Origin of the sequence: Nocardia sp. NPDC059154, assembly GCF_042755705.1 — a bacterium.
Taxonomy (GTDB): domain Bacteria; phylum Actinomycetota; class Actinomycetes; order Mycobacteriales; family Mycobacteriaceae; genus Nocardia.
Genome location: NZ_JBHZCS010000081.1, coordinates 17310 through 43242, shown reverse-complemented (window position 1 = coordinate 43242; position 25933 = coordinate 17310). Strand labels below are relative to the sequence as shown.

The following is a 25933-nucleotide window of genomic DNA, read 5'->3' as shown; positions in this document are numbered from 1 at the left end:
AACCCGATCAGCGTCTGCCCCGACGACAGCTTGGCGATCTCGCTGTCGTTCGGCGCGGCGACCTTCACGACCACATCGGCGCTGTACGGATCACCTATCTCCGCACCAGCCTCCACATATGCGGAGTCCGGGATCGACGCTCCCAAGCCCGCCTCTGACTCGACAACAACGGCCACCCCTTGTTGCACAAGGCTCGGGATGGCTTTGGGCACCAAGGCAACTCGGCGTTCGCCGGCATCGATCTCACGAACGACGCCGACTCTCGTCCGGCTCGGAGTGCCGTCTCCAGCACTCTTCACTGTCTCCACTCGTTCAGGTCCTCACTGGTAATCACGGCCAGGCACCGCCCCGGTTGGGCCAGATACTTCAGGACGCTGTGCGGCTTCGGATGTACCGAAATGAAACAGCCTGTACAACGACCTGCTCGCGTCTGGTGGAGCGGCATCCCAAGAGTTATTGTATTGAATACTCACTCTATTAATAGCGTGTCGTCACCACCACTCGGAAACCAGGAGGAACTGATGTCGGAGCGAGTCACCATCGACATTGTCGACGGGGTCGCGGACGTCCGACTGAACCGGCCCAACAAGCGAAACGCCCTGGATCTGGCAATGTTCGGCGGACTGGTTCGCGCCGGAGACGATCTCAAACGGCAACGCGGACTCCGCGCGGTCGTGCTCTCCGGAGAGGGACAGGACTTCTGCGCCGGACTCGACTTCCGGGTCTTCGAGTCGATGCGTGACGACGAGGGATGGGCAGGAGCGATCGAGCTTCCGCCGGGGTCGGGACCTGCCAAGGCGGCCGGCCAGCGAGCCGCACACATCTGGACCGAGCTTCCGGTGCCCGTTATCGCCGCAATCAGCGGTCATGCACTCGGAGGCGGATTGCAGATCGCCCTCGGCGCGGACATCCGGATGGTGGCGCCCGATGCGAAATTGTCCGTCATGGAGATCAAGTGGGGTCTTGTACCGGACATGACGGGAACCCAGCTGCTGCCCGAGCTGGTCGGGCGCGATGTGGCCAAGGAGCTCACGTTCTCCGGGCGGATACTCAGTGGCACCGAGGCATTCGAGCTCGGCCTCGCCACCCGGGTCTGCGCCGATCCGCGCGGATCGGCGCTCGAGCTTGCGCATTCGATCGCCGATCGCAATCCCGAAGCGATCACCGCCGCCAAACGTCTGCTGGATCTGGCTGGCAGGGTTGATCTCGAAACCGGTTTCGCCGCAGAACAGGCCGAGATCGGCGCGCTGGTTGGCAGCGCGAATCAGGTCGAGGCGGTCAACGCGGAGTTCGAAGCACGCCGTCCGCGGTTCGCCGATCGGACCGAACACACCGGGTAGGACGAGCCGCACCGGAACCCGTGTAGCGGCTCACAGGAAGTGAGAGGGCAGTCGAAATGACCGCAGAACTTGTCGAATACGAGCGGTCACCGATGGGTAGTGGAGCGCCCAGTGGTCACAGCACCCGAGCCTGGCGTGATTTCCGTCGGCGATGCGCCCTGACCGCGGCCACCGAGGTGTTCGTCGCGCGGGGCTACCACGCCGCCACCATGTCGGAGATCGCCGAACGCGCGGGATTCAGCAAACCTGTTCTGTACAAACAGTTTTCGAGCAAGCTCGAACTGTACTTGGCGGTGTTGCAGCAACATATCGACACTCTCACCGAGAACGTGCGTCACGCGCTGCACTCCGCTGCCCCGAGCCGGGACCGCGTCCACACCGCGGTGAAGGCGTACTTCGACTTCATCGACAGCGAAGCTCAGGGCTTCCGGCTGGTTTTCGACTCCGACGCTTTGGCCGAACCCTCGGTGCAGTGGCGATTGGGACGGGCCGCCGACGCGTGCGTCGAGGCGATCACCGGGGCGATCGCGCAGGATGCCGCGATGAACACCACGCAGGCGCGCCTGCTGGCCGCAGGGCTCGTCGGAGCCAGCCAGTTCGCGGCGCGGTACTGGCTCGACACCGGCCGGACCAGCTCGAAAGCCGATGCCGTCGAGTCCGTAGTCGCTCTCTGCTGGGGTGGCCTGTCTCGGATCCCGCTGAGCCGGATCGAGCCGATCACCCTCCCGCCTGAAGGGGATTGACGCGTTGGTTACCACCGGACAACTTCGGCGCTCGGCGAGAACACGCGGGCCGCAGCCGAAAAGGCGTGCAGCCGCTCCGCGAGTCTGGTGGAGGGCATCGCACTTCCGCGACGTCCTCGCGCGATGATCCGAAGGCAGTTGGCTACATGCCTGCTGTCTGTGGGCCACGAATCAACCGGACGAGGCCACAGCGTCAGCGGACAAACCGCTGACGCTGTGCACCGAACACGGACTCACACAGCTGATCGCCGACGCCGGGCCACAGATAGCCACAGTTGTTGAAGCGGGTCGGTGAAGACTGGCGGCTGCTGAACAAGCAGGTGTCGGATCCCGAGCTCCGGAAGTCCCTCACGCCCGATTACAAAGCCGGATGTAAGCGACTCCTCCTCTCCAGCGACTACTACCCCGCAGTCGCAAGCTCCAACGTCGACGGAAGTGGCCGCGAAGCTGGACCAGCGTGGACGCTATGTCACTGCAACGGGATGTCCGCAGTCAGCCGGTCGACGAGAAAGGCGAGGATCTCGTCGCGGGCCGCGGCGGTCGGTTCCCCCGCCGTATCGATCAGATGCGCGGTGACCACACTGTGCGGGCAGCCGACGATCTGCGAGAAGAACGGCGGCGGAGAGGGATTCGCCGCGTCGGCGGGCAGCACTCGCGGCTCGAAACGCGGACCCAGCGCCGCGGAGTAGGCGGCGAAGCGCTGCGCGGTGCAGAAGCGGTCGCCCTCGAAGCGATAGGCGCGCACCACGAGATCATCGCGATCGAGTCGCTCCCGCACGGCCGCGAGCTCACCGGGCGAAATCTCCAGTCCGCCAGGCTCATCCAGTGGCAGCGACGGCTGGCACAGCACCGGCGCCAGCATCGCGGGCTCCAGCATCATGGTGAGCGCGAAATTCCCGGTGAAGCACATACCCAGCGCGCCGACGCCCAGACCGCCGCATTCGCGATGGGCCAGGGCTGCCAGCGCACGCAGCCACACCGCGACCGGGCTGGACTTGCCCGCACCGAAGGCCCGGAATTCCGCGCTGACACAGGCTCGTTCGAAGACTTCCACGCCCGCCTCCGCCCCCGGATAGGCACCGTCGCGGCCGAACAGTGACGGCAGGTAGACGGTGAGCCCGGCGTCTCGCACCCAGCGGGCGAAGCGAGCCACATCGGGACTGATGCCGGGCATTTCCGCCATGACGATGACGGCCGGTCCGCTGCCGCTGACGTACACCGTGCGGGCTGCTCCGTCGAGTGTGATCGACCGGGGTGCGAAATCGGCGAGGTCGTCGTCGAGAGGATCCTGCGGGAGAGATTGCTGCACACCCCATACCCTGTCGCAGCAGGTCAGCACACCACCATTGGCAAGATCGCCACCCTTCGGTCTAATCTCGCCACATGATTACCCACCTCGCGCTGGACGGTGTGCTCGAAGGTGCACTCGGTCTCGGTATCGACATCGTCGACACGGCAGCCGGGATCGCCGGTGACACGACAGGCGGGCGGCTGCGGCAGCGCGTCGCATCACTCGATGGGCTGCCGGTCCGATCCAGCGGTGGGCGGCTGATCAGCGTCGATACCGAAACCCCGCTCGGCGCGGCGGAGTTCGAACCCGGCGATATCCTGGTGCTGCCGGGGCCGTCCGCGTCCACCGAAGCGCGTGTCGAGGAACTGCTGACCCGACCCCAGACCATGCAGGCCGTCGAAATCATCCGGCGTGCTGCTGATTCCGGCGCTACGGTAGCTGCCTCCTGCTCGGCAGTCTTCGTGCTCGCGGCCTCGGGGCTGCTGTCGGGCCGGACCGCCACCACTACCTGGTGGCTGGCGCCGCTGTTGGCCCGCCGCTTCCCCGATGTCACCGTGCACTCCGATCGCATGGTGGTCGACAACGGCGAAATACTCACCGCCGGTGCGGCTTTCGCCCACACAGATCTGCTGCTGGCGCTGGTCGCCCGCCTCGGCGGCAGTGCGCTGGCCGAGCAGGTGGCTCACTACCTGGTGCTCGACGCCCGCATGTCGCAGTCGCGCTACATGGTGCTCGAGCATCTACGGGCCACCGACCCGGTGCTGCGCGCCGTGCAACAGCACGTGCACGCCAATCTGCACCGGCAACTATCGCTGGACGAATTGGCCAGTGTCGCAACGGTTTCTCCGCGCACTCTGACCCGCCGCATCCGTGACCGCGTCGGCGTCTCACCCACCCAGTACGTTCATCGCCTCCGGGTCGGGCAGGCGGCCACCCTGCTCACGACCACGCGCGAACCCGTCGACGTGATCGCGGGTGCGGTTGGTTACGCCGATCCGGCGGCCTTCCGGCGCATCTACCGCAGGCACACCGGCGAGACACCGACCGCCACCCGCACCCGCGCGGCCGAATCGACCTAATAGGAGTGCCGTTCACGGTCGTGTCGCCTGGTACATGAAGCCCTGTTCAGCCAAGTAGCCACCGCGATCACTGTTCTTGTTCGGTCGCCAGCGTGGAGTAGCGGTGCAGTGATGTCTTCGGGATGCCGGTCTTGCTCGTGATTTCACCTCGCACAGGTTCCAGCCGAGCCGGTCGAGTGTGTAGGCCACGATGGTGTCGCCGTCGAGCAGTTTGGCCAGTCCGGGCCGGTCGACGACCGCCCCGCTCTTCTTGTCGAGGTAGATCCGCTCATCTGGCAGGCCTGCGGCGGTGAGGGCGTCGAGTTGGCGTTCCAGGCTTTGCTTGGTGGTCGAGACTCGGGCGTAGCCGAGTTCGAGTCCGCCGACCGGATGCTGTGGTGCGTTCGCCATACCCGAAATATCGGAATTCGCTGCCGTACATGCCTTTCGGAACATCTTCGGTGGAACGATTTCCGGAACGAATGCCGTTCCGCTTCGCCCTGGTGTCCGATCACCGACCGCGGCGTGTTCGGTGCGGCGTCGGGTTGTTCCACTTCCAAGGAAGCGGAACAGATAGCCAACCCGGCTACCGCCCAGGACAAACGGACCTCGATGGCTTCAGGCGGCCTTACTTTGGGCCTGGGGCCAGCTTCAGGATTCCGGGGCCGTTCCTGACACCTGTCGAAGATGCCGCGCTCGTTCCGGGTCGTCGCGCCAACGCCTGCCGACCCGGAACGATCGAAATCACGGTCGGCTTCAGCTCGGTAGCCGTACTTGGTGGCCAGCGAGTGGTAGAAGTTCTTGCCCTTCGCCCCCATACCGCCGACATACATCGCCAGGTGCGGCTTCACCTGCTCCCGGAGCGGTTCGACGTTGTCACCGATGGCCAGCGCCGGGCTGGCATAGATTTCGAGTTCACCGAGGGCCGGATCGCGCTTGGCCTTGCCCCGGGTCAGCGCCGCTCCCCACACCGCATCGACCTTCTCCGGCAGCACGAGAAGCGGCTGCCATCCCTGGGCCAGCTCTGCGGCCAGCTCTACATTCTTCGGCCCCAACGCTGCCAGTAGAACCGGGATACGTTCGCGCACTGGGTGATTGATGAGCTTCAGCGACTTGCCCAACCCGGTGCCCGCTCCCGGCGGCAACGGGATGGTGTAGTGCGTGCCCGCGAACTCCAGCGGCTCACGTCGCCACACCTTGCGGCAGATCTCAATCACCTCTCGGGCTCTGCCGATGGGCGCGTCATACGGCACGCCGTGAAAGCCCTCGATCACCTGCGGACCGGACGCACCGATTCCCAAGATGTACCGCCCATCCGATACATAATCCAGTCCCGCCGCGGTCATGGCAGTCAGCGTCGGAGTACGGGTGAAGAGCTGCAGGATGCCCGAAGCCAGCTGTACCCGTTGGGTTTTGGCCGCCAGGTAGCCGAGGCCGCTGACCGCGTCGAACGAGTAGGCCTCGGGGACGAACACGATATCCAGTCCTGCCTGCTCCAGGTCTGCGACTTCAGCGGCGACTTCCCTGAAGCCGCCCGCGTAGTTGATGCCCAGTCCGATACGCATTGGCCGATTACTCCTATTATATTGAGTGTTCACTCTATTAATTTGTAACAGACGAAAGCCGAGGGCAGGCGTGAACACGTCATCCACCGCACAACGAGGCCCGCTTGCGGACGTCCGGGTCGTTGAACTGGCCGGCATCGGCCCCGCGCCGCACGCCGCGCTGCTACTCGCGGATCTGGGTGCAGATGTGGTGCGCGTACAGCGGCCGGGGCAGTTCCCCGGTTCCACGGAGCGGCCACAGTGGCGCGGGCGGACCATTGTCGAGGCCAACCTGAAGGATCCGGCCGACATCGAGAAGACTCTCGCCCTGATCGCCAAGGCCGATGTGCTGATCGAGGGCTTCCGGCCCGGCGTCACCGAGCGCATGGGACTGGGCCCCGACACGGCGCTGGAACGCAATCCACGCCTGATCTACGGCCGCATGACCGGCTGGGGCCAGTACGGCCCGATGGCCGACCGCGCCGGACACGACATCAACTACATCTCGCTCACCGGTGTGCTGAACGCCATCGGCCGCAAGGGCGAACGCCCCGTGCCGCCGCTGAACATGGTCGGCGACTTCGGCGGCGGTTCCATGTTCCTGGTCTTCGGCATCCTGGCCGCGCTGGTGGAACGCCAGAACTCCGGCAAGGGCCAGGTCATCGACGCTGCCATGATCGACGGCGCACTCGCGCTCTCACACATGATCTGGGGCATGAAGGGCGTGGGCCTGTGGTCCGATGAGCGCGGCACCAACCTGCTCGACACCGGTATGGCCTTCTACGACACCTACGAGACCTCCGACGGCAAGTACATGGCCGTGGGCTGCATCGAGCCCCAGTTCTACGCGGAACTGCTGCAGGGCCTGGAGATCTCGCCCGAGGGCCTGCCCAACCAGCTCGACCCCAACGGCCAGGACCAGCTGCGCAAGCTGTTCACCGAGAAGTTCAAGACCAAGACCCGCGACGAGTGGTGGGCGATCTTCGAGCACACCGACGCCTGCACCACCCCGGTCCTGACTTTCACCGAGGCCGAACAGAATCCGCACATCCAGGCCCGCACCGGGCTGATCGACATCGACGGCGTCGTGCAGCACGCCCCGGCCCCGCGCTTCTCGCGCACGCCGGCGGGCATCCCGACCCCGCCGCCGAACGAGGGCACCCCGATCGAAACGGTCTGGGCGGACTGACCTTCCGCGCACGGCCGAACGCCCCCTATGGAATTCCACAGGGGGCGTTGACTTTTCCGATGCGGCGGGTAGCTCCCGGACTTACGGGGCGACGAGCTGGATGTCGAGCTCGATGGCGATCTTGTCGCTCAGCATGGCGTTGGGCATGCCCGGGGCGACGTCGAACTCGCTGCGCTTGATGGTGCCGGAGGCGGTGAAGCCGGCGTGCTCCTTGTTGTCCTGCGGGAAGACCTGCACGCCGCCCCACTCGACCTCGAGGGTGACGGGCTTGGTGATGCCGCCGATGGTGGCCTCACCGGTGACCTCGAACTCCCCGCTCAGGGCGACGGGCTCGGGGACGCGGAAGGTCAGGTGCGGGCGGTTGGCGACATCGAGGATGTCGGCGCTGCGGACGTGGCCGTCGCGCATCTCGTTGCCGGTGTCGAACGAGTCGAAGTAGATGGTGGCCTCGATGGCGGCCTCGCCGGCCTCGTTGACCACGAAGCCGGTCTCGAAGCGGTTGAAGCGGCCGCGGACCTTGGAGATGCCCAGGTGCTTCACGGTGAAGTTGACCGAGGAGTGGGCGGCATCCAGGGTCCAGGAGCCGGGGGCGAGGGTGGTCTGCTCGGAAGTCGTCATGTCAACCACTCTAAGTGGACTTCGGTCCGGTTATCCACACCGTGGTTATCCGGGGACTGCCAGGGCGCGGATAACGGAACCAGGACCAGGCAGTATGGAAGGGTGTCCCGTTCCGAATTCGCCGAGTTCCTGATCGCCCGCCGCGCGCAACTGCAGCCCGAGGACGTCGGACTGCCCGCCGGGCGGCGACGGCGCACACCCGGCCTGCGCCGCGAGGAGGTGGCCGCGCTCGCCGGTGTCAGCGCAGACTACCTGGCCCGCCTGGAACAGGGACGCGACACCAACCCCTCCACCGCCGTGCTGGCCGCCCTCGCGGAAGCCTTGCGGCTCAACGAGATCGAGAAACACCACTTCGGCAAGCTGGCCCTCGGGCTGGAGCAGAAGGCTTCCTGCCCCGCATCCGGGCAGGCCCGGGAACAGGTCTCCGAGACCATTCAGGCGGTCATCGACGCCCTGCAGCCGACGCCCGCGCTGGTGCTCGGGCGCTGGCTGAACCTGCTCGCCGGAAACCCCTCCTTCCGCGCCTTCGCCGAACCCCTCGGCATGTTCGACGCGGAGGCGCACGGCAACTTCGCCATCTACGTCTTCGCCCACCCGGCCGCCCAGCAGACCTTCCTGAACTGGTCCGACGTCGCCGATATGGCTGCTTCGTCCCTGCGCGCCGCCGCCACCCGGTTCCCCGACGACCCGTCGGTCGAGGCCGTCGTCACCGCCCTGAACCGCTACCCGGAGTTCGAACGACGCTGGCGCGAGCACCGGCTCACCGATTTCCGATCCCTCGTGCTGAAGATTCAGCACCCCGCCCGGGGTGCGGTCGAGGTGGAGGTCGAGACCCTGGATCCGGCCGCCGACCAGACCGTCATGGTCTGGCTGGTCGACCGCCGCCAGGCCCGCACGCCCGGATTACGGCTGGTCAACGAATAAAAGCCGCAGGTTCCGGGGGTTTCGTTCCCGCTGCCGGGGCGGGTCGGGCCATCTACAGTTGAGCCATGGCTCGGAATTGGCCGATGGTCGAGCGGGTGAAAGAACTCGAATCGATCAGGTCGGCACTCACCGGCGACGAGTTCGTCGGGGCGGTGCTCACCGGTGACGCGGGGGTCGGCAAGACCACGCTGGCGCGGCAGGCCACCGCCGCCGTCGGCGGCAATATCCGCTGGGTCGCGGGCACCGAATCCGCCCGCAGCATTCCACTCGGGGTCTTCGCCCACATGGTGGGGGTGTACACCGCCCACGATCCGGTGACCTTCATGGCGGCCGCGCGCGAGGCGCTGCTCGCCGACGGGCACACCATCATCGGCGTCGACGACGCCCATCTGCTCGACCAGCTCTCGGCCACCCTGCTGCTGCAGCTGGCCCTCGACAAGGCCGCCCACATCGTGTGCACCGTACGCAGCGGGGTGCAGGTGCCCGACGCGGTGACCTCGCTGTGGAAGGACGGGCATCTGCTGCGCATCGACCTGAAGCCGTTCACCCAGCGCCAGAGCGTGGAACTGGTGGAATCCATGCTGGGCGGGCAGCTGGAGGGCTTCACCGCCAACCTGATGTGGGAATCCTCCGGCGGCAACGCGCTTTTCCTGCGGCACCTGGTCGAGGGCGCGCTGGAGGCCGGGACGCTGCGGCAGGTCAGCGGGGTGTGGCAACTGCGCGGGCGCGCGGCCGTCACCTCGGAATTGGCTGCGCTGCTGGAGGATCGGGTCGAGCAGCTGCCCGAGTCGGTGCTGCGGGTGCTGGAACTGCTCACCTTCTGCGAGCCCATCGACCTGGACGTGCTCTCCGAACTCGCGGGCGAGGAGGCGGTGGAATCCGCCGAATCACGCGGTCTCATCAGGATTGTCGAGAACAGCCATCAGCTGCTGGTGCGTTACAACCATCCGCTGTTCGGTGAGGTGATCCGTCGGCGACTGGGTATCGCGTCGGCGCGGCGGCTGCGCGGGCGGCTCTACTCCTCGCTCCGGGACCGGCCCATCAACTCCGCGTCCGAGCGCATCCGATTGGCCGAATTGGCGTTGGACAGCGACAAATCCGCGGATCTCGAGCTGTTCCAGGCGGCGGCCGCGGATGCCATCGCGCTGGCGAATCTGCCTCTGGGCGAACGGTTCGCGCGCGCGGCGGTGGAACGCCAGGGCGGAGTGGAGGCCGCTGACCTGCTGGCCCGCGCGCTGTTGTGGCAGGGGCATCGCATCGAGGCCGAGCGCACACTGGCCGGATTCGATCCGGACGAGATGAACGAGGTGCAGCTGGCGCGCTGGGGCAGCACCCGGGTGTCGAACCTGCTGTGGTCCATGGGCGACGCGGATCGCGCCGATACCGTGCTGGAATCGGTGCGACACCGGGTCACACATCCGAAAATTGTTGCGACACTGGATGGTCTGGCCTCCGCGTGCGCGGTCAACGAGAACCGGCTCGACGATGCGTTCGCCCTCGCCGAGCCGGTAATGTCCGCCCCGGACGCGCCACCGTGGGCGGTGTACTGGGCTGCCTTCGGCGGCGGACTCGCCCTCGCGCTCATGGGACGCGGTGAAGCCGCCCGGCAGTATGCGGCCCGCTCGCACGCCGTGGAGTCGCATATCGACGGATTGAACCGATTCATCTCCACACACGCGGAAGTGCTGGCCCTGACCTTCATCGGCGAGTTGGAAGCCGCGCGCCGATGCGCCAATACGCCCTACCCGTTCTCCTCCCCCGGCCAATATCTGGCCTGGGGCATGGCCAAGATCCTGCAGGGCACCGTGGACGTGGCGCAGGGCCAGTTCCCGCAGGGCATCGACAATCTCGAGCAGGCGCTCGCGGCGCTCACCACGGAGGGCGCGGCGTCCTGGATGTTCCCCGCCCAACTGCGGCTGGCGGAGGCGTACTCGGCGCTCGGGCGGCCCACCGAAGCGGCGGAAGCCATTGCGGCGGCGACCCTGCGAGGCGGGCGTCACAGTGCCGTCTATGAACCGCTGCTCGGACTCGTGCGGGCCATGCAGACGGCCGCCGAGGGCACCGCGACACCGGCCGTCCGGCTCGCGCTGGGGGCGGCGGATCTGGCCGCACGCACCCACCAGCACGCCATCGAGGCCATGGCGCTGCACGCCGCCGCCCGTTTCGGCGATCAGTCGGTCGGCGGGCGGTTGGCGGATCTTGCGGCCCGCATCGACGGGCGGCTGGTGCAGGTGCAGGCGCGGCACGCGGTGGCGGTCGCGGCCCACGACGGACCCGGATTGGATACCGCCGCAGCGGAATTCGAGGCAATCGGGGCGCTGCTCTCCGCGGCGGACGCGGCCGCGCAGGCCGCCTCCGCGCACGAGCGGGCGGGTGACCGCCGGCGACTGCTGGAATCCGCGGCAACCGCCAATCGGCTGGCGGCCGCCTGCGGCGGCGCGTCCACCCCGGCGCTGCGGCAGTCCGCGCAGCCGCTGCCGTTGACCGCGCGCGAACGGGAGATCGCGAATCTGGTGGCGGCCGGGCTGTCCAACCGGCAGATCGCGGACCGGCTGACCGTCTCGGTGCGGACGGTGGAGGGGCACCTGTACCGGGCGTGCATCAAGCTCGATGTCACCGATCGGGAGGCGCTGGCGGAATTGATGCGCGGAGGGACGCCTTCGGGCAAATCAGCAAAGCTGACCTGATCCGGATCGAGTAATGAATACCGGCGTGCTCCGCCACGCCGTCCCCCTGCCGCCGGCGTCCTGCCGCTGGAACTTCGCACCCCCAATTCGAGGCGCTGATCTGCGTCGATGCGGATAGGGCCGATGCACGGCCAAGCCGAGCCACGGGTTCCCGCGAATAACCGGTAGTCATGGCCGGTCTCGGAACCGGCGCAACGAAATATGTTGGAAGGCAGGTGTTTCGACGTGGTCGGTCGGGATCGTGAAGTGAAGGGCGCCGTGGCTCGGCGGGCGATCGTCGTGAGCGTCGTTCCGCTGGCGTTGGCAGTGGCCTGCGCGAATACGAGTGACCACTCGGCCAAGTCGGCGCAGGGCAGCTCGACCCTGGCCGCCGTGCAGCCGGCTGGTACCCGCGCCCCGGCCAATACCGGTGCCCCGGAAGCGAATCCGCAGCCGGGTGCGGCGGCCCCGGACGCCGCGGGCACCGCCGGCCACTCGAGCTCCGTCCAGTCCGTCCCGCGCCCCGGCGCCGCCCAGCCGGGCGTGGCCCTCCCGGCCCGTGACCAGGATCGCCCCGGCCCGCGTCCGAGCCTCGCGCAGCCCGGCGTCACCGTGCCGAATCACCCACTGCCGCAAGCACAGTCGCCGTCGCAGGCCGACTACCCGATCCCCGCGAACTTCCGCCCGATCCCGAATCACGAAGCGGCACCGGCGGTCGACTTCCGAACCCTGCACGCCCCGACGCTGGTGGACCCGGTCCTCCCGATCGCCCCGCCCCCGCGCACCGTCCGCATCGGCGACTTCACCACCCCCGCCCCGGACCAGCTGCCAGACGACATTCTCGACACCGTCAACGGCGCAGCCGCCGACACCGAAGCCGGCCTGGCCACCGGCCTCAACTCCATCGGCGTAAACCCGAGCCGCTCCGACAAGATCGCCGCGGGCACCCTCGGCGGTGCGGCGATCGGCGGGGGCGTCGGCGCCATCGGTGCGGGCGTTCCGGCGGCGCTGCTCGGTGCGGCAGTCGGCGGCGCGATCGGCGCGGGCGTCGGCGCTGCGGTCGGATTCGGGCTCGGTTCGGCCGGCGCGGTCGTGGCGCCGTGGACCGCGCCGATCGACGTCCCGGGCGGCACAGCCGGTGGGGCGCTGATCGGCGCAGGTGTCGGCGCTGCCGCTGGAGCCGCGGCCGCGGGCATCCCGGCCGCACTCGCCGGGGGAGCTGTGGTCGGAGCGGGCGGCGCGGCGCTGGGTGGGTTCCTGGGCGGCGCGCTCTGACGCACATCTTCCGGCGATACGGGGCATCCGCACCAGGCTTTCGGTGCGGGCGCCTTCCATATGGCGGCGATCAGAAGAGGGTGGGTTCGCCGAAGCCTGGAGTGCGTTCGATTTCCAGGAGGCGCTGTTTGGTGGTGAGGCCGCCGGGGGCGGAGAAGCCGTGCAGGGCGTGGTCGGCGGCCAGTACCCGGTGGCAGGGGATGATCAGGGGGATCGGGTTGCGGCCCAGGGATTGTCCGACGGCCTGGGCGCCGCCGGGGGCGCCGATGCGGTTCGCCACCGCGCCGTAGTTGAGGGTGTGACCCGGGCCGATGGCGCGGGTCACCTCGTAGACGGCGCGGTCGAAGTCGTTGAAAGCGGTGGTATCCAGGGGGATCCAGCGGAGGTCGTCCAGGTCGCCGGTGAGGTGGGCGCGGATGCGGTCGATGGCCGTGGCCAGCTCGGCGGTGGGCTCGGCCTCGTGGATGTCGGCCAGGCGGTGGCGGCGCAGGATGTGGGTGCGGGTGGCCGCGGGGTCGCGGTCGGGAAGGGCGAAGCGCAGGACGCCGGTGGCGCTCCAGGCGATGGCGCACACGCCGATCGCGGTATCGAAGAGCGCCGCCGACGCCAGGGGTCGGGCCGGGGCGGACATGAGGCCAGTGTGCACGGTGGCACCGACAAGAATCCGATTCAAGTCCAGTTGGCTAGAACTGGACTGATTCTCCTCGGCACGGGATGGTGGACAGGGCGGCCACGGCCGGAGCGCTGCGACGGAATCGCCGCGCGGGAGCCGGCGGGCAGGCATCCGGGCGGAACGACGCAATGGCCGCGAGGTCCGAATACTGCCGGGACGCTTCATATTCGGCGACCGACCAGTCCGACATGGGAGCATGCGGGCGATACCGCTCCAGCAGCTCGCCCCAGCGCTCACCGGGCTTGGGCGCATACCGGTACACGAGACCGGCGAAAGCGGCGACGATCAGAATGGAGACCAGCAGAGCGACCATGAGCCCATAGTGGCTCGGGCCCGGACTTGAAGAAAATATCCAGTACCCCGATACTGGCCTGTATGGCGACACGAGTGATCGGCGCGGCCAGCCTGACGCGCGACCTGGGCCGGTGGCGGAACGACGAACCGGGCGCCCCCGCCGACAATGGCAAGCGTGCGGCTCGGCCCGCCTACGTGGCACTGGCGGAGAGCATCCGCCTGCTCATTCACGACGGCCGCGCGCCGCTCGGCGTCGCGCTGCCCAGCGAGCGCGATCTGGCCACCGCCCTCGCGGTCAGCCGCACCACCGTCACCTCCGCGTATTCCCTGCTGCGCGAGCACGGTTACCTGATCAGCCGCCAGGGCTCGCGCAGCACCGTGGCGCTGCCGCCGACCGTGGTGCACGACGGCGCGAAGCCCGCGCGCAGCATCCTGGCCATGATGGCGCAGCCGGAGCTGCCGACCATCGACATGACCTACGCCGCCATGTCCGCCCCGCCGCAGATGACCGAGGCGTACTCCTTTGCCCTGCAGGGGCTTCCGACCTATCTCGGCACGCACGGCATGGACCCGGTGGGTGTGCTCATGCTGCGCGAGGCGCTGGCTCGCCGCTACACCGAGCGCGGGCTGCCCACCGAGCCGGACCAGATCCTCATCACCCTGGGCGCGCAGCACGGTCTGCGGCTGCTGCTCAATGTGCTCACCACCCCGGCCGAACGCGTACTCATCGAGCACCCCACCTACCCGAACGCCATCGAGGCGATTCGCGATGTGGGTGCGCGCCCGGTTCCGGTGCCCATGCGCCCGGACGGCTGGGATCTGGACGGAATCCGCAGTGCCGCACGGCAGACCGCAGCCAGCGTCGCCTACCTGATTCCGGACTTCAACAATCCGACCGGTCACCTGCTCGACGCCGAGGGCCGGGCGGAGCTGGCCACCATCGCCCGCGAGACCCGCATGACGGTGATCGTCGACGAATCCATGGTGGACCTGAACCTCACCGACCTCGAATCTCCACCCCCCGCCGCCGCTTTCGCCCGCAATTCGGAGATCGTCACCATCGGTTCGGCCTCCAAGTCCTTCTGGGGCGGCCTGCGCGTCGGCTGGGTCCGCGCCAACCAGGCCCTGATCACCAAACTCCTGGGCACCCGCTCCACCGTCGACCTCGGCACCCCCGTCATGGACCAGCTGGCCACCGTCCACCTGCTCCGCAATGCCGACGAGATCCTCACCACCCGCCGCGACCAGCTCCGCTCCCGCCGCGCGGTCCTGCTCGAAACCCTCGCCGAGGAACTCCCCGACTGGCGCGTCACCGAGGGCGTCGGCGGCATGTCCGTGTGGGCCCAACTTCCCGCCCCGGTCTCCACCGCCTTGGCCGCCACCGCCCCCAACCACGGCGTCTTGCTAGCCGCCGGACCACGTTTCGGCGTCCAGGGCGCCTTCGAACGCTTCATCCGCCTCCCCTTCACCCACGAGGAATCGGACCTGCGAGTCGCCGTGAAGTCCATCGCGGCGGCCGCCGCCGCCCTCAACCCGCACGCCGCCGACCCCCTGGCCCCACTCATCACCTACTGACGTCACCCAGCCAGGCGGCGCTACACGACCCCGAGACCCGCAATATGCCCTGAAACGGCTCGCGCCCGCCGCGAAAGCGGCGGGCGCGTGTTTTCCGCTCAGCGACAACTGATTTCGCAAGATGCGGGTAACTCACCGGGTACGACCAGAATCGGTTCGGCACCTATCCGCAGGCACGGATGCAGAACCGGCAACGGCACTCAGCCGCCCGCTAAAGTCGCGGGGAGGCGGCAACGTCGTGGCGGACGATGGTCTGGTCACGACCCGGGCCGACGCCGATGCACGAAACCCGTGCTCCCGATAGTTCTTCCAGGCGCTCGACGTAGGCCCGGGCGTTGGCCGGGAGCTCCTCGAAGGTGCGGGCACCCGAGATGTCCTCCCACCAGCCGGGCATTTCCTCGTAGATCGGCTTGGCGTGGTGGAATTCGGTCTGGGTGGTGGGCATCTGCTCGACCCGCTCGCCGTCGATCTCGTAGGCGACGCAGATCGGGACCGTGTCCAGGCTGGAGAGCACGTCCAGCTTGGTGAGGAAGTAGTCGGTGATGCCGTTGACGCGGGTGGCGTAGCGGGCGATCACGGCGTCGAACCAGCCGGTGCGGCGGGCGCGGCCGGTGGTGACGCCGACCTCGCCGCCGGTCTTGGCCAGGTAGGTGCCGGACTCGTCGAAGAGTTCGGTCGGGAACGGGCCGGAGCCGACGCGGGTGGTGTACGCCTTCAGGATGCCGAGCACCGTGGTGATCTTGTTCGGGCCGACGCCCGCGCCCACCGCCGCGCCACCCGCGGTCGGGTTGGAGGAGGTGACGTACGGGTAGGTGCCGTGGTCGACATCCAGCAGGGTGCCCTGCGAACCCTCCAGCAGCACAATCTCATCGCGCTCCAGCGCCTGGTTGAGCAGCAGCCGGCTGTCGGCGATGCGGTGCTTGAAGCCCTCGGCCTTCTCCAGCACCTCGTCCACCACCTGCTGCGGGTCCAGCGCGCGGCGGTTGTAGATCTTCACCAGCACCTGGTTCTTGAATTCCAGTGCGGCCTCGACCTTCTGGGTGAGGATCTTCTCGTCCAGCACATCGGCCACGCGGACGCCGACGCGGGCGACCTTGTCCTGGTAGCAGGGACCGATGCCGCGGCCGGTGGTGCCGATCTTCTTGTTGCCCAGGAAGCGTTCGGTGACCTTATCGATGGCCACGTGGTACGGCATGATCAGGTGCGCGTCGGCCGAGAGCAGCAGGCGGGATGTGTCCACACCGCGCTCTTCCAGACCGGCGAGTTCGGCCAGCAGCACACCCGGATCCACCACCACGCCATTGCCGATGACGTTGGTCACATCGGGGGTGAGGATGCCGGACGGAATCAGATGCAGCGCGAAGCTCTCACCATTGGGCAGCACCACGGTGTGACCCGCGTTGTTGCCGCCCTGGTATCGAACTACCCACTGGACCCGATCGCCGAGCAGATCGGTTGCCTTGCCCTTGCCCTCGTCGCCCCACTGGGCGCCGATCAGCACGATTGCCGGCATGTGAGTGTCTCCTACGGGTTCGACGCGCAGCCCCTCTGGTGCTGCAGCTACCCGCCGTCAGAAGGCGGTGGCCGTAGGCACACTTTACGGGAGTCCCCCATGAGTCCCGAGAGGCGGCATACCCGCAGTTCGCGGCCCGGCTCGATTCTGGACTGCGCTCCGCCTCCCCGCGCTCGGAGCGGAAACGGGAGCGAAGCGGAGGAGGGAAGAATCGAGCTTCCGGCTCCATAGACCTGCGCCTTGGCCGCGAACCCGCCCGGAGCGAAGCGGAGGGCAAATCCGGCACCGTAACGGATGCGCAGCGAGGACAGCGTGGCAAATGAGACAGGGCTATGGTGGCACGGGGAGAGGACCGGCGGGGGTCCATCGGATATGCAGCGAGGCGGATAGGTGTTGGCAAGCCAGAGGAGGGTGTTCGGCAGTTGAGTACCCATGTTCTCCGCTGCGACGGCGCGCCCGTTCCCATCGCGCTGGCATCCCTGTCCCTCACCCAGACCTCCGCCATTCCCGATACCGGCGCTCTGGACGAGTTGCTGCCGGTCATGGCCGCGGACAGCCTGCCCCGGCTCATCGTGCTCGGTGAGGATGCCGGATTGGCCGCGGTCCTCACCCATCTGATGCGCACCGAACGCCTCGGCGTCGAAATCGGTTATGTGCCCATCGATCGCACCTACGGCTCCCGCGCCTACGAGACCGGTACCGGTTCCGCCGCCGCCAAGCGCGCGCTGGAGGGGAAGGCCATCGCGACCCCGCTGATTCGCGACGACACCGGCAAGGTGCTGATCGGCCGCGCCACCCTGGTCGGCGAGGCGGGCGCGAAGCTGGAGGGCGAGGCCTACGTCGACGACACCCGGCTGTTCACGGGAAAGGTCGCGGCACTACATGTTTCGCCCATGCTGGAGATGCCCGGCCTGCATGCCACCGTGCAGCGCGGCCTGCGCAAGAAGCGCTGGGTCGAGGGGCGCGCCATGCAGCTGGGCACCAGCGGCGCCATTGTCACCCGCGACGGGATCACCACCGATCGGGTGGTGAAGCGCTCCACGTTCTATCGGCATCACGAACCTTGGCTGCTGGTTCGCTGATTCACCCCCAGAATGGGTAACGGCGTACAGCAGAGCCGACCAGTTGGGAGTATCAGGTGAATTACCCGCGCGCGGTGGGCCGGGCATCCGGAGCGGTCCGGCCCAGTCCGGTGTTCCTACTGGTCGTGGTGATCACGGTGGCGGGCGGAGCGCTCGCCTGGGACGCCGACTACGGTTCGCGCCAGGCCCAATTCGGTGTTTTCATCCTGGTGGTGGCGGGCTGGATCGTCTCCATCTGCCTGCACGAATTCGCGCACGCGTATGTGGCGTGGCGGGCCGGGGACCGCGAAGTGGAGATGCGCGGGTATCTGACCCTCAATCCGCTCAAGTACAGCCATCCACTGCTGTCGATCGCGCTGCCGGTGGTGTTCATCGCGCTCGGCGGGTTCGCGCTGCCCGGTGGTGCGGTGTACGTGCACTCGCACAACTTCAGCCCGCGGGTACAGCGGATCCTGAGCGGCGCCGGGCCCGCGGTGAACGCGCTGTGCGCGATCGTGCTGCTGGTGATCGTGCGGTTCTACGGCAGCACACATTCACACGCGGCATTCTGGTTCGGGCTCAGTTACCTTGCGTTCCTGCAGATTACGGCGACCGTGCTGAACCTCATCCCGATTCCCGGCACCGACGGGTACGGGATTCTGGAGCCGTCGCTGAGCTATCAGACGCGGCGGTCGCTGGATCAGATCAAGCCGTTCGGCATCCTGATCCTGTTCGCGCTGCTGTTCACGCCGGAACTCAACCGGCTCTTCTTCGACGCGATCAACGCGCTGTTCGAATTGTCCGGGCTGCCGGGCAGCTGGTGGTCGGCGGGCAGCGCGCTGACGCGCTTCTGGCTCTGACCCGGGTGGGCCGCCCGGACGACCCGGTGCCGGGCGGCCCATCGCAACGACATCGGTCCGGAGAAACCGTTGCCACCCTTCGTTGCGAGTCCGGAACCGGACTACCCCTCGTAAATCCGGCCTGATACGAACGGTAGAGGGACGCAAGCGGTTCGACGCGAGTAGCGGACTACCCGAAGATCAAGAGCAGGCCCCCCGCAGGCGAATCGAACATACCTGCAATTCCGGTCTCGGGCCTACCCGTGATTCGGGCGGAGGTGGATGCGGATCAGTCGATCGGCGTGACATAGGGATGCGGGACGGTCGGCGGCAGCAGCGCCATGGCGGAGAGCCTTCGTATCCCGCACACCTGCATGAGATCCACGACGATGGAACGCAATTGGGCGAAGACCACGTGGGCGGACAGGCCCGCCCCGGTCACCAGATCCTTGGTCGCGCCCTTGCCGACCGAGCGCAGCACACGGGTCGCCTCGGCTGGATCGGGCTTCTCGTCCGGGTCGGCCAGCATCATGCGGCGCACCACATCCACGGCCTGACCGAGTTTCTCGACCTCCGCGACCAGGCCCGGATTCAGCACCTCGTCGTCGCGCACCGAAGTGAGCGCGCGGCGCAGCAGCACGCGGGTATTGCGGACCGCGTTGTCGAGCGGGTCCGCGGCCAGCCGCAGGCGCTGCAGGCGGGAGCGAGAGTTCCAGTACAGCGGGGAGATTCGAATGATCTCCCGGCTGCCCTCCAGGGTATTGCGCATGGCGTCGATCGCACCCTGGGTGCCGCGCACGGTCTCGAGCGCCGTCTTGATCTTGGCGGCATCCTGCTCGAGCAGGCCGTCCGCGCACTCGGTGAGGGCATTGCCCATCACCTCGAGAATCCCGGCGGCCTGCTCCCGAGCGCGGCGGACCGGATGCAGCGGGATCGCCGCCACCACCACGATGCCGACCAGACCACCCACCAGCGCGTCGATCATGCGCAGCGACGCACCACCCTGACCGGGCGGATAGAGCGTTGCCACCAGCACCGCGGAACTGGCCGCCTGCATGGTGATGACCGGGCCGCCGTCGAGGAAGACGGCGGCGCACATGGCGATCACCACCAGCAGCACGATCTGCCAACCGCCGGTGCCCACCCGGGAGACGAACAGGTCGCCGATGCCGATGCCGACGGCCACGCCGACGATCAGCTCGACCGACCGGCGCAGCCGCGCACCGAACGACAGGCCGATGGAGATCATGGCGGCCATGGGCGCGAAGAACGGGCGCTCGTGCCCGATCACATTGTGGGCGATGAACCAGGCCACGCCCGCGCCGATCGCGCACTGCACGATCGGCAGCAGCGAGGACCGGACGCGCCCCGCGGCCCTGCGCGCGCGGGTGACGCTGCTCTCCCGGGCAGCGTCGAAGGTTTCGCCCAGGCCGCTGCTCAATTCAGTCGAGGCCGAGCTCGGCGGCCGCGCGGGGGTCGCAGTCCTCGAGCAAGTCCAGGCAGCGCGCGTACTCGTCGGTCTCGCCGATGGCGCGAGCGGCCTTCGCCAGCGCGCCGACGCTGCGCAGGAAGCCCCGATTGGGCTCGTGGCTCCACGGCACCGGGCCGAAGCCCTTCCAGCCGTTGCGGCGCAACAGGTCCAGGCCGCGGTGGTAGCCGGTGCGCGCGAAGGCGTAGGCGGAGATGATGTCGTGGTTGATCTCGCCTTCCGCGGCTGCGCCCCGCTCCAGCGCGGCCTCGGCCAGGTAGGCCCAGGCGATGGAGGCGGTCGGATGCGCCGCGGCAACCTGCACCGGGTCCTGTTTCTGGAGCAGCGCGTCCTCCGCGTCGATGTTTTCCGGGAGGAGGACCGGCTGCGGTCCGAGTAGATCGCCGAAGGAGGTCATGCCGATCATTCTGCACCGCCGTCCGGAATGCTCAGTAGGCTGACCGTCGAATCACAGTTCCGCCGAAGCAAGGGGTGTAGCGCGTGTCCGACCCGAAAGACGACCAGCAGCCGCAGGGTCCTGCCAACTCGGCATCCGGCGCCGAGGACACCGCCGCCCCCAAGACTCCGACCGACCAGTCCGCGTCCCGGCCCAGCGGCCCCGCCCCGAGCAACCCCGCGAAGGGCCCCGGCGCACCGAGCGATGCCGGCGCCGACGACGCTCCCCCGACCGCGGCCACGGAAGTGATTCCCACCGCCGACTCCCGCACCGAGGAGATCCGCACCGGCGCAGCCGAACCCGCACCGGCCGGCTCGAAGCGGGCCCCCGGCCAAGGCAAACCGGCCAACCCGCCGCCCGCCAAGTCCGGCTCGGCCGGTTTCGCCACCATCCACTACGAAACCCCCAAGTCCGCCGGACGCATCCAGCCCCCCGCCCCGCAGAGCACCCCGGGCGGCCAACCCCCGGCCGCCGCGCGCCAGGGCTCGGGCGAATTCGTACCCCAGAACACCTCGAGCGCCCGGCCCGCGGCCCCCGGCGCGGCCGGCAAGCAGAACCCGCCCGGCACCCAACCCGCTGCGGCCCGGCAATCCGCCCCCGCCCGACAGGCTCCCGCCGCGGGCGCCGCACCGCGACCGGGCACCCCGAAGGCCGCCGAACCCGCAGCGGGACAGACAACCCGCCCGGACACGAACGCGGCGACGCCATCGAACGCAGCCGCTGAGAAGTCCACTGGCGCTGAACAATCCGGACCCGGCGCAAAACCACAGGCCGCAGGCGATGCGCAGCGCCCGGACGCGTCCTCGACCTCCGGAGCGAAGCAGGGGCAGCCCGCCCCGGCCGACCCGAAGGGTTCGAGCGCACCCGCGCAACAGAACGCCGGTGGAAAGCCGCCTGGCGCGGAGCAGTCCGGCCCGGGCCGGCAGGCGGCGACGGACGATGCTCCTACGCAGTTCATTCCGATTCAGCGGCCGAGCGGGGAGAAGCCTGCCGCGGGCGAGGCCGCCGCGGCGGATGCGACCACCCAGTTGATTCGGATTCAGCAACCCGGGAAGGCGGCGAACGGCGGCGCCGCGAAGGCCGGTTCCGCGCCTGCGGCTGCCGGGAAGCCGGGTGGAGCCGCGAGCGATGCGGCGCAGGGGAAGCCCGCGCCGCAGGATGTTCCCACCGAGGGGATGCCGCAGGCGGATTCGCAGCCGGAGGATCGCAAGGCCGCCGCGGACGGCGGTGAGTCGAAGGATGCCGGTAAGGCGAAGGACGGTGACGCGGCGGCCGAGAAGGCCGGCGGGGCAGGCGATTCCGGGGCGAAGCGGGACGGCGATTCCGGCGACGCCACCGGCGGGGACGCGAAAACCGTTGTGATCAAGAAGGTTCCGAGTCCAGCGGATGACGCTACGACGGCGTTGCCCATCGTGTCCGGGGACCAGGCGACCGAGAAGATCCGGGTGTCGGGGCCGCAGGGGCGGGCGGTCAGCAAGCTGCCGCAGACGCCGCGGGTGAACGCGGGGCCGCGGAATGTGGGGCCGAAGGGGAACGCGCCGGCGCCGGACGCCCCGGTCGAGGAGACCCGGCCGTCGCCGCCGCGACCGCCGATGGGGCCGCGCCGGCCCGCGACCGCGCCGTCACCGGCGGATATGCAGCCGACCACGCCGGGACAGCCCATCGGCGGTCCGCGCATCGCCCCGCCGCAGCGGGTCGGGGCGGGTGCGCCGCCGCAGGGTCCGCGCGGCCCGCAGGGACCGGGCGCTCCGGGTCCCAATGCACCGCAGGGACCCCATGCACTGCAGGGACCGAACGCACTGCAGGGACCGAACGCACCGCAGGGTGTGCAGCAGGGTCCGGTGCCGGGTGGCCCGGGACAGGCTGGGCCGCAGGATGTTCAGGGGGATGGACCGCGCATTCTGGCGCAGCCGCAGCGGGTTCCGGCCGCCGCCGAGGCAGCCGCCGGGACCGCGCCGGCCGCGGGCGGTGCGTCGAAGAAGCTGTGGATCATCGTGGCGGCGGCCGTGATCGCGGTGATCGCCATTGCCGGTGTGGTGTTCGGTGTGGTGAAGCACAAGAACAACAACTCGCCGGAAGCCTTGGTCCAGAAGACGATCACCACGTACACCGACGCGCTGAAGTCCGGGAATCTGGACGCGTTGCGGGCCGTGACCTGCGGTGCGCAGCACGACTTCTACCAGAAGATCTCGGCCGACCAGTTCGCGAGCGTGTACAAGACGTCGCAGGACCAGAAGAGCATTCCCCAGGTGAAGAGCGTCGACGCCATTCAGATCACCGGCGACGCCGCGCTGGCGCAGGCGACCGTGTACACCGCGGCGGACCCGTCGAAGACGTCCGCACGCACCTTCGATCTGCGCGACGAGGGTGGTTCGTGGAAGGTGTGCGACCCGCAGAACGGGCACTGATCGGCTCCCGGAAAATTTACTGACGCATTTGCGGCCCCGGTCGCGATGAACATCACAAAGACCTGGTCAACAGTCCGGCACGTCGGTAGAGTGTCCCGGATTGTCTGGGCCAGCCATTTCGGCATTCCGGCACTTCAGCGGTTGTACACCGTCAAGGACATTGTCTGTTCCATGAGGGCAGTGTCCTTGCAGAAGTGGTGCGGGCCCACCGGGTTTCGATTTGCAGGGAGCTGAACACCATGCCGGAAACGGCAGAGGCTACTCAAGCCACCGCGGCCGAGCTGGTCGGACGGCACTTCCGTGTCCGTGATCACTACGACGTCGGCCGCGAGAAGATCCGCGAGTTCGCGCGTTCGGTGCGCAACGATCACCCCGGTCACCACACCGAGGCCGCGGCCGCGGCGCTCGGCTACGGCGGCCTGCTCGCCTCCCCGACCTTCGCGTCGGTGATCGGCGCGGCCACCACCCGCTCGCTCATCGGATCGGTGCTCACCGAGTACGACGTCTCGCAGATCCTGCAGACCGATCAGATCTTCGAGTACTACCGCCCGATCCTGGCCGAGGACCGCCTCGGAGTGGACGTCGTCGTCGAGAACATCCGCAGCTTCGGCGACAACGACTTCATCACCGTCAAGGTCACCCTCACCGATGCCGACGCGCTGCCGGTGCTGGTCGCCACTACCACCATCGTGGCCCGCAAGGGCGTCGAGATCGATCCGGCCACGGTCGAGACGGTCTCGGGCGTGGTCATGCACGGCCATGTGGTCGAGCCCGGCGAATTCGACGGCGACCCGACCGGTCTGATTCTGCTGGCCCCCGACGAGGTCGCCGAGCTGGCCGCCCCCGCCCCGCCGCAGCCGGTCCACACCATCCCCACCACCGCCACCCTGACCGCCGGCACCGAGCTGCCCGCCGCCAAGGTGCCGGTCACCCGCGGCGACCTGGTCAACTACGCGGGCGTCTCCGGCGACCCGAACCCCATCCACTTCAGCGACACCGCCGCCACCCTGGTCGGCCTGCCCACCGTGGTGGCGCACGGCATGCTCACCATGGGCCTGACCGCCGGCTACCTGGTGGACTGGCTGGGCGATCCGTCGGCGCTGGGCAAGTTCAGCGTCCGCTTCTCCGGCTTCGTACCGGTCGAGCCGACCGCCCCGACCATCGTCGAGTTCACCGGCAAGGTGAAGTCGGTGGACGTCGCCCGGGGCGCGGCCACCGTCGTTCTGGGCGCGACCTCGGAGGGAAAGAAGCTGTTCGGCCGCGCGATCGCCGAGATCCGGCTGTCCCGCCTCCCCGAGACTTCAGCGCACAGCTGAGAGCTCCCCCGCCTCCCCGGAACTTCAGCGCCCGGCAAAGAGCCGTCGCCCGCCGCGCACGCGTGCCGGCGGGCGTGTGCCGAATCTATTTCGGGCGTACCCCAGGAGTTACCCCCACCGTTACGAAATCAGTTGCTGCGGCTGGCAACCGAACAACAAGAAGCGGATGCGCCGCACCTGCCACGCGGCCCACTCGCTTCAAGTGCTAGTTCACTGTGGCGTGCATCAGGTAGACGTTGTAGTCGCTCCAGGTCGACATGGTGAAGTACATGTCGTTGCCGGTGGACCACGGATGGATGAAGCCGCCGTAGAGCTCCGGGAATTGCAGTGCGCTCACCGTGATCGCGCTGTCGGACCACGTGCCCTGCGGCGTATCCGATTCCCGCACAACGAGTGCCGCCTTGGCGGTGTCCAGGTAGCTCATCTGCCACACATTGCGGCTCTCGTCGTAGCGCACCGACAGCTCACCGGCGGGCGCGTCGACAATCGGTGTGACCGTGACCGATCCGTTCGTCTCGGGTATCCAGGAGCCGCTGTTCCAGTACTGGTAGGCCGTCGGGTTGAGCACCTGGTCCTTCGGCACCCGGGCCAGCCCGACCCCGCCGAGCCGCGAGTTGGGGATACCGAACATGTAGACCCAGTCCCCCTGCGGCACCATGGCCGTCACCTGGAAGTTGGAGAGGCCGAAGATGTTCTCCCACTTGGCGTACGGATCCTTGGTCCAGTGCTCGCCGTGGTCGTCGGAGTAGGCGATGCCGCCGTAGTTGGTGTACCAGGTGCCGGGCACGCTGTTCCAGGTGCGGATCGACATGTAGCTCAGGTACTGCCGGTCCCCGATGGCGAAGCCCGAGGTCGGAATGGTGGTGATCTCGATATTGTCCAGCTTGCGGCTGCTCAGCAGTTCGGTGGCGTGACAGCGGTCGTCGGTGACCATGCGGTCGAACACGACACCGTTCTCGAGGTCCCGGTTCTTGCTGAAGGCCAGCAGGTTCGAGCGCCAGTCCTCACCCATGCCGCCCGGCGGGTGGAAGTCGCGGCCGACGGTGTCGCCGAAGGCGATGGCGATCTCGTCCGGCGCGCTCTGCCACATGATGCCCAGGTCGGTGCCCTGGACCTGCCAGCGCTTGTCGGTGCGGTTCACCGAGTCGGCGCCGGTCAGCTTGGCCACCTCGCGCACGTCGGAGACCTGCGGCGTCGGCCGGGCAGGCACCTGGGCGGCGGCCTCGACCGGCGGGTGCGTTGGATCGGGACCGGGCGGCAGCGCCGGCGGATTCGGGTTGGGCAACGCGAAATTGAACGGTTGCGGCCGCACGATCAGCTTGGGGAGGCCGAGCTGTTCGGCGAGTCCCGGTGGCGGAGCGGGAGTGTCGGTGAGATCCGGGCACGGGTTCACGCACGGATCCGGCGGTAACTCCGTCGCCACGCGCTTGGTGTGCTCCGGCAGCGGCCCGGTGTCGACCGTGACCACCGGATAGGGCACGGGCACCTCGACGGTCTTCGGGACCAGCGACTCGTGTCCGGGCTTGGCGTCGGTGCTGCAGGGCCCGATACCCGGAACGGCCGGTGCCGCACCCGGATCCGGATCCGCCGCCGCGACCGGCCCGCCCATTCCGGCGAGTACGCCCGCCCCGACGATCACCGCCCCCGCAGCTGCCACCAGCCGCTTGGCCATGCACTCAAC

At 68.4% G+C, this 25933-nt stretch carries 21 protein-coding genes and 2 pseudogenes; 12 read left to right on the top strand and 11 right to left on the bottom strand.

Going from position 1 to position 25933, the window contains the following annotated elements:
- Nucleotides 1-308, bottom strand: a pseudogene (locus tag ACFXN1_RS43540) (NAD(P)(+) transhydrogenase (Re/Si-specific) subunit alpha); the annotation flags it as partial.
- Between the two features lie 153 nt (nucleotides 309-461).
- Here ACFXN1_RS43540 and ACFXN1_RS43535 point away from each other — a divergent pair.
- Both ACFXN1_RS43535 and ACFXN1_RS43530 read left to right on the top strand, forming a co-directional pair.
- Nucleotides 462-1340 (top strand): crotonase/enoyl-CoA hydratase family protein, encoded by an 879-nt coding sequence (locus ACFXN1_RS43535; protein ID WP_379446473.1) that lies wholly within the window; start codon nucleotides 462-464, stop codon nucleotides 1338-1340.
- Between the two features lie 56 nt (nucleotides 1341-1396).
- Nucleotides 1397-2083 carry a TetR/AcrR family transcriptional regulator gene (locus ACFXN1_RS43530; protein ID WP_379446474.1) on the top strand — a complete coding sequence of 229 codons (687 nt, stop codon included), beginning with the start codon at nucleotides 1397-1399 and terminating at the stop codon, nucleotides 2081-2083.
- A 469-nt stretch (nucleotides 2084-2552) separates the two neighbouring features.
- On the opposite strand, the gene ACFXN1_RS43525 is transcribed toward ACFXN1_RS43530, so the two are convergent.
- Complete coding sequence (locus ACFXN1_RS43525; protein ID WP_379446475.1) at nucleotides 2553-3392, bottom strand: dienelactone hydrolase family protein; 840 nt, start codon at nucleotides 3390-3392, stop codon at nucleotides 2553-2555.
- Between the two features lie 74 nt (nucleotides 3393-3466).
- Here ACFXN1_RS43525 and ACFXN1_RS43520 point away from each other — a divergent pair, with 74 nt between their 5' ends.
- The gene (locus ACFXN1_RS43520; RefSeq protein ID WP_379446476.1) at nucleotides 3467-4453 is read left to right on the top strand and encodes a GlxA family transcriptional regulator; all 987 of its coding nucleotides are present in this window, start codon (nucleotides 3467-3469) and stop codon (nucleotides 4451-4453) included.
- A gap of 12 nt (nucleotides 4454-4465) precedes the next feature.
- Here the strand turns inward: ACFXN1_RS43520 and ACFXN1_RS43515 are convergent, their stop codons facing one another.
- Both ACFXN1_RS43515 and ACFXN1_RS43510 read right to left on the bottom strand, forming a co-directional pair.
- Nucleotides 4466-4843 (bottom strand): recombinase family protein, encoded by a 378-nt coding sequence (locus ACFXN1_RS43515; RefSeq protein WP_379463921.1) that lies wholly within the window; start codon nucleotides 4841-4843, stop codon nucleotides 4466-4468.
- 332 nt (nucleotides 4844-5175) lie between these two features.
- A pseudogene (locus tag ACFXN1_RS43510) lies at nucleotides 5176-5997 on the bottom strand (LLM class F420-dependent oxidoreductase); the annotation flags it as partial.
- A 70-nt stretch (nucleotides 5998-6067) separates the two neighbouring features.
- Between ACFXN1_RS43510 and ACFXN1_RS43505 the strand changes: the two are divergent.
- Entirely contained in the window at nucleotides 6068-7165 is a 1098-nt protein-coding gene (locus ACFXN1_RS43505; RefSeq protein ID WP_379463919.1) for a CaiB/BaiF CoA transferase family protein, read from the top strand.
- Between the two features lie 81 nt (nucleotides 7166-7246).
- On the opposite strand, the gene ACFXN1_RS43500 is transcribed toward ACFXN1_RS43505, so the two are convergent.
- Nucleotides 7247-7783, bottom strand: coding sequence for a YceI family protein (locus ACFXN1_RS43500; RefSeq protein WP_379443259.1), 537 nt, complete (start codon nucleotides 7781-7783; stop codon nucleotides 7247-7249).
- Nucleotides 7784-7885: 102 nt separating this feature from the next.
- Here ACFXN1_RS43500 and ACFXN1_RS43495 point away from each other — a divergent pair, with 102 nt between their 5' ends.
- The 3 genes from ACFXN1_RS43495 to ACFXN1_RS43485 all read left to right on the top strand — a co-directional run bounded on the left by ACFXN1_RS43495 (nucleotide 7886) and on the right by ACFXN1_RS43485 (nucleotide 12648).
- Nucleotides 7886-8707: a helix-turn-helix domain-containing protein gene (locus ACFXN1_RS43495; RefSeq protein ID WP_379443258.1), complete on the top strand. Its 822-nt coding sequence runs from the start codon at nucleotides 7886-7888 to the stop codon at nucleotides 8705-8707.
- A 65-nt stretch (nucleotides 8708-8772) separates the two neighbouring features.
- Nucleotides 8773-11394: a LuxR C-terminal-related transcriptional regulator gene (locus ACFXN1_RS43490; RefSeq protein WP_379443256.1), complete on the top strand. Its 2622-nt coding sequence runs from the start codon at nucleotides 8773-8775 to the stop codon at nucleotides 11392-11394.
- Nucleotides 11395-11619: 225 nt separating this feature from the next.
- Nucleotides 11620-12648: a hypothetical protein gene (locus ACFXN1_RS43485; RefSeq protein ID WP_379463917.1), complete on the top strand. Its 1029-nt coding sequence runs from the start codon at nucleotides 11620-11622 to the stop codon at nucleotides 12646-12648.
- A 70-nt stretch (nucleotides 12649-12718) separates the two neighbouring features.
- On the opposite strand, the gene ACFXN1_RS43480 is transcribed toward ACFXN1_RS43485, so the two are convergent.
- Nucleotides 12719-13279 (bottom strand): methylated-DNA--[protein]-cysteine S-methyltransferase, encoded by a 561-nt coding sequence (locus ACFXN1_RS43480; RefSeq protein ID WP_379443254.1) that lies wholly within the window; start codon nucleotides 13277-13279, stop codon nucleotides 12719-12721.
- A 52-nt stretch (nucleotides 13280-13331) separates the two neighbouring features.
- On the bottom strand, nucleotides 13332-13634 hold the full coding sequence (locus ACFXN1_RS43475) for a hypothetical protein (RefSeq protein WP_379443252.1): 303 nt from the start codon (nucleotides 13632-13634) through the stop codon (nucleotides 13332-13334).
- A 62-nt stretch (nucleotides 13635-13696) separates the two neighbouring features.
- Here ACFXN1_RS43475 and ACFXN1_RS43470 point away from each other — a divergent pair, with 62 nt between their 5' ends.
- The gene (locus tag ACFXN1_RS43470) at nucleotides 13697-15190 is read left to right on the top strand and encodes a PLP-dependent aminotransferase family protein (RefSeq protein WP_379443251.1); all 1494 of its coding nucleotides are present in this window, start codon (nucleotides 13697-13699) and stop codon (nucleotides 15188-15190) included.
- A 211-nt stretch (nucleotides 15191-15401) separates the two neighbouring features.
- Here ACFXN1_RS43470 and ACFXN1_RS43465 read toward each other — a convergent pair whose 3' ends face one another.
- On the bottom strand, nucleotides 15402-16703 hold the full coding sequence (locus tag ACFXN1_RS43465) for an adenylosuccinate synthase (protein ID WP_364619895.1): 1302 nt from the start codon (nucleotides 16701-16703) through the stop codon (nucleotides 15402-15404).
- 422 nt (nucleotides 16704-17125) lie between these two features.
- Between ACFXN1_RS43465 and ACFXN1_RS43460 the strand changes: the two genes are divergently transcribed.
- Nucleotides 17126-17785, top strand: a complete 660-nt coding sequence (locus ACFXN1_RS43460) for a hypothetical protein (RefSeq protein ID WP_379401254.1) — start codon at nucleotides 17126-17128, stop codon at nucleotides 17783-17785.
- Nucleotides 17786-17841: 56 nt separating this feature from the next.
- Nucleotides 17842-18624, top strand: a complete 783-nt coding sequence (locus tag ACFXN1_RS43455; RefSeq protein ID WP_379443250.1) for a site-2 protease family protein — start codon at nucleotides 17842-17844, stop codon at nucleotides 18622-18624.
- A 268-nt stretch (nucleotides 18625-18892) separates the two neighbouring features.
- Here the strand turns inward: ACFXN1_RS43455 and ACFXN1_RS43450 are convergent, their stop codons facing one another.
- Both ACFXN1_RS43450 and ACFXN1_RS43445 read right to left on the bottom strand, forming a co-directional pair.
- Nucleotides 18893-20044, bottom strand: coding sequence for an aromatic acid exporter family protein (locus ACFXN1_RS43450; protein WP_379443249.1), 1152 nt, complete (start codon nucleotides 20042-20044; stop codon nucleotides 18893-18895).
- Nucleotide 20045: 1 nt separating this feature from the next.
- A complete protein-coding gene (locus tag ACFXN1_RS43445) occupies nucleotides 20046-20489 on the bottom strand; it encodes a DUF3151 domain-containing protein (protein ID WP_379401251.1) in 444 nt (147 codons plus the stop codon).
- 83 nt (nucleotides 20490-20572) lie between these two features.
- Between ACFXN1_RS43445 and ACFXN1_RS43440 the strand changes: the two genes are divergently transcribed.
- Nucleotides 20573-22936 (top strand): hypothetical protein, encoded by a 2364-nt coding sequence (locus tag ACFXN1_RS43440; RefSeq protein ID WP_379443247.1) that lies wholly within the window; start codon nucleotides 20573-20575, stop codon nucleotides 22934-22936.
- Nucleotides 22937-23175: 239 nt separating this feature from the next.
- Nucleotides 23176-24252, top strand: coding sequence for a fused (3R)-hydroxyacyl-ACP dehydratase subunits HadA/HadB (locus ACFXN1_RS43435; RefSeq protein WP_379443246.1), 1077 nt, complete (start codon nucleotides 23176-23178; stop codon nucleotides 24250-24252).
- Nucleotides 24253-24457: 205 nt separating this feature from the next.
- Here ACFXN1_RS43435 and ACFXN1_RS43430 read toward each other — a convergent pair whose 3' ends face one another.
- On the bottom strand, nucleotides 24458-25924 hold the full coding sequence (locus ACFXN1_RS43430; protein ID WP_379443245.1) for a DUF4185 domain-containing protein: 1467 nt from the start codon (nucleotides 25922-25924) through the stop codon (nucleotides 24458-24460).
- Nucleotides 25925-25933: the final 9 nt, after the last annotated feature.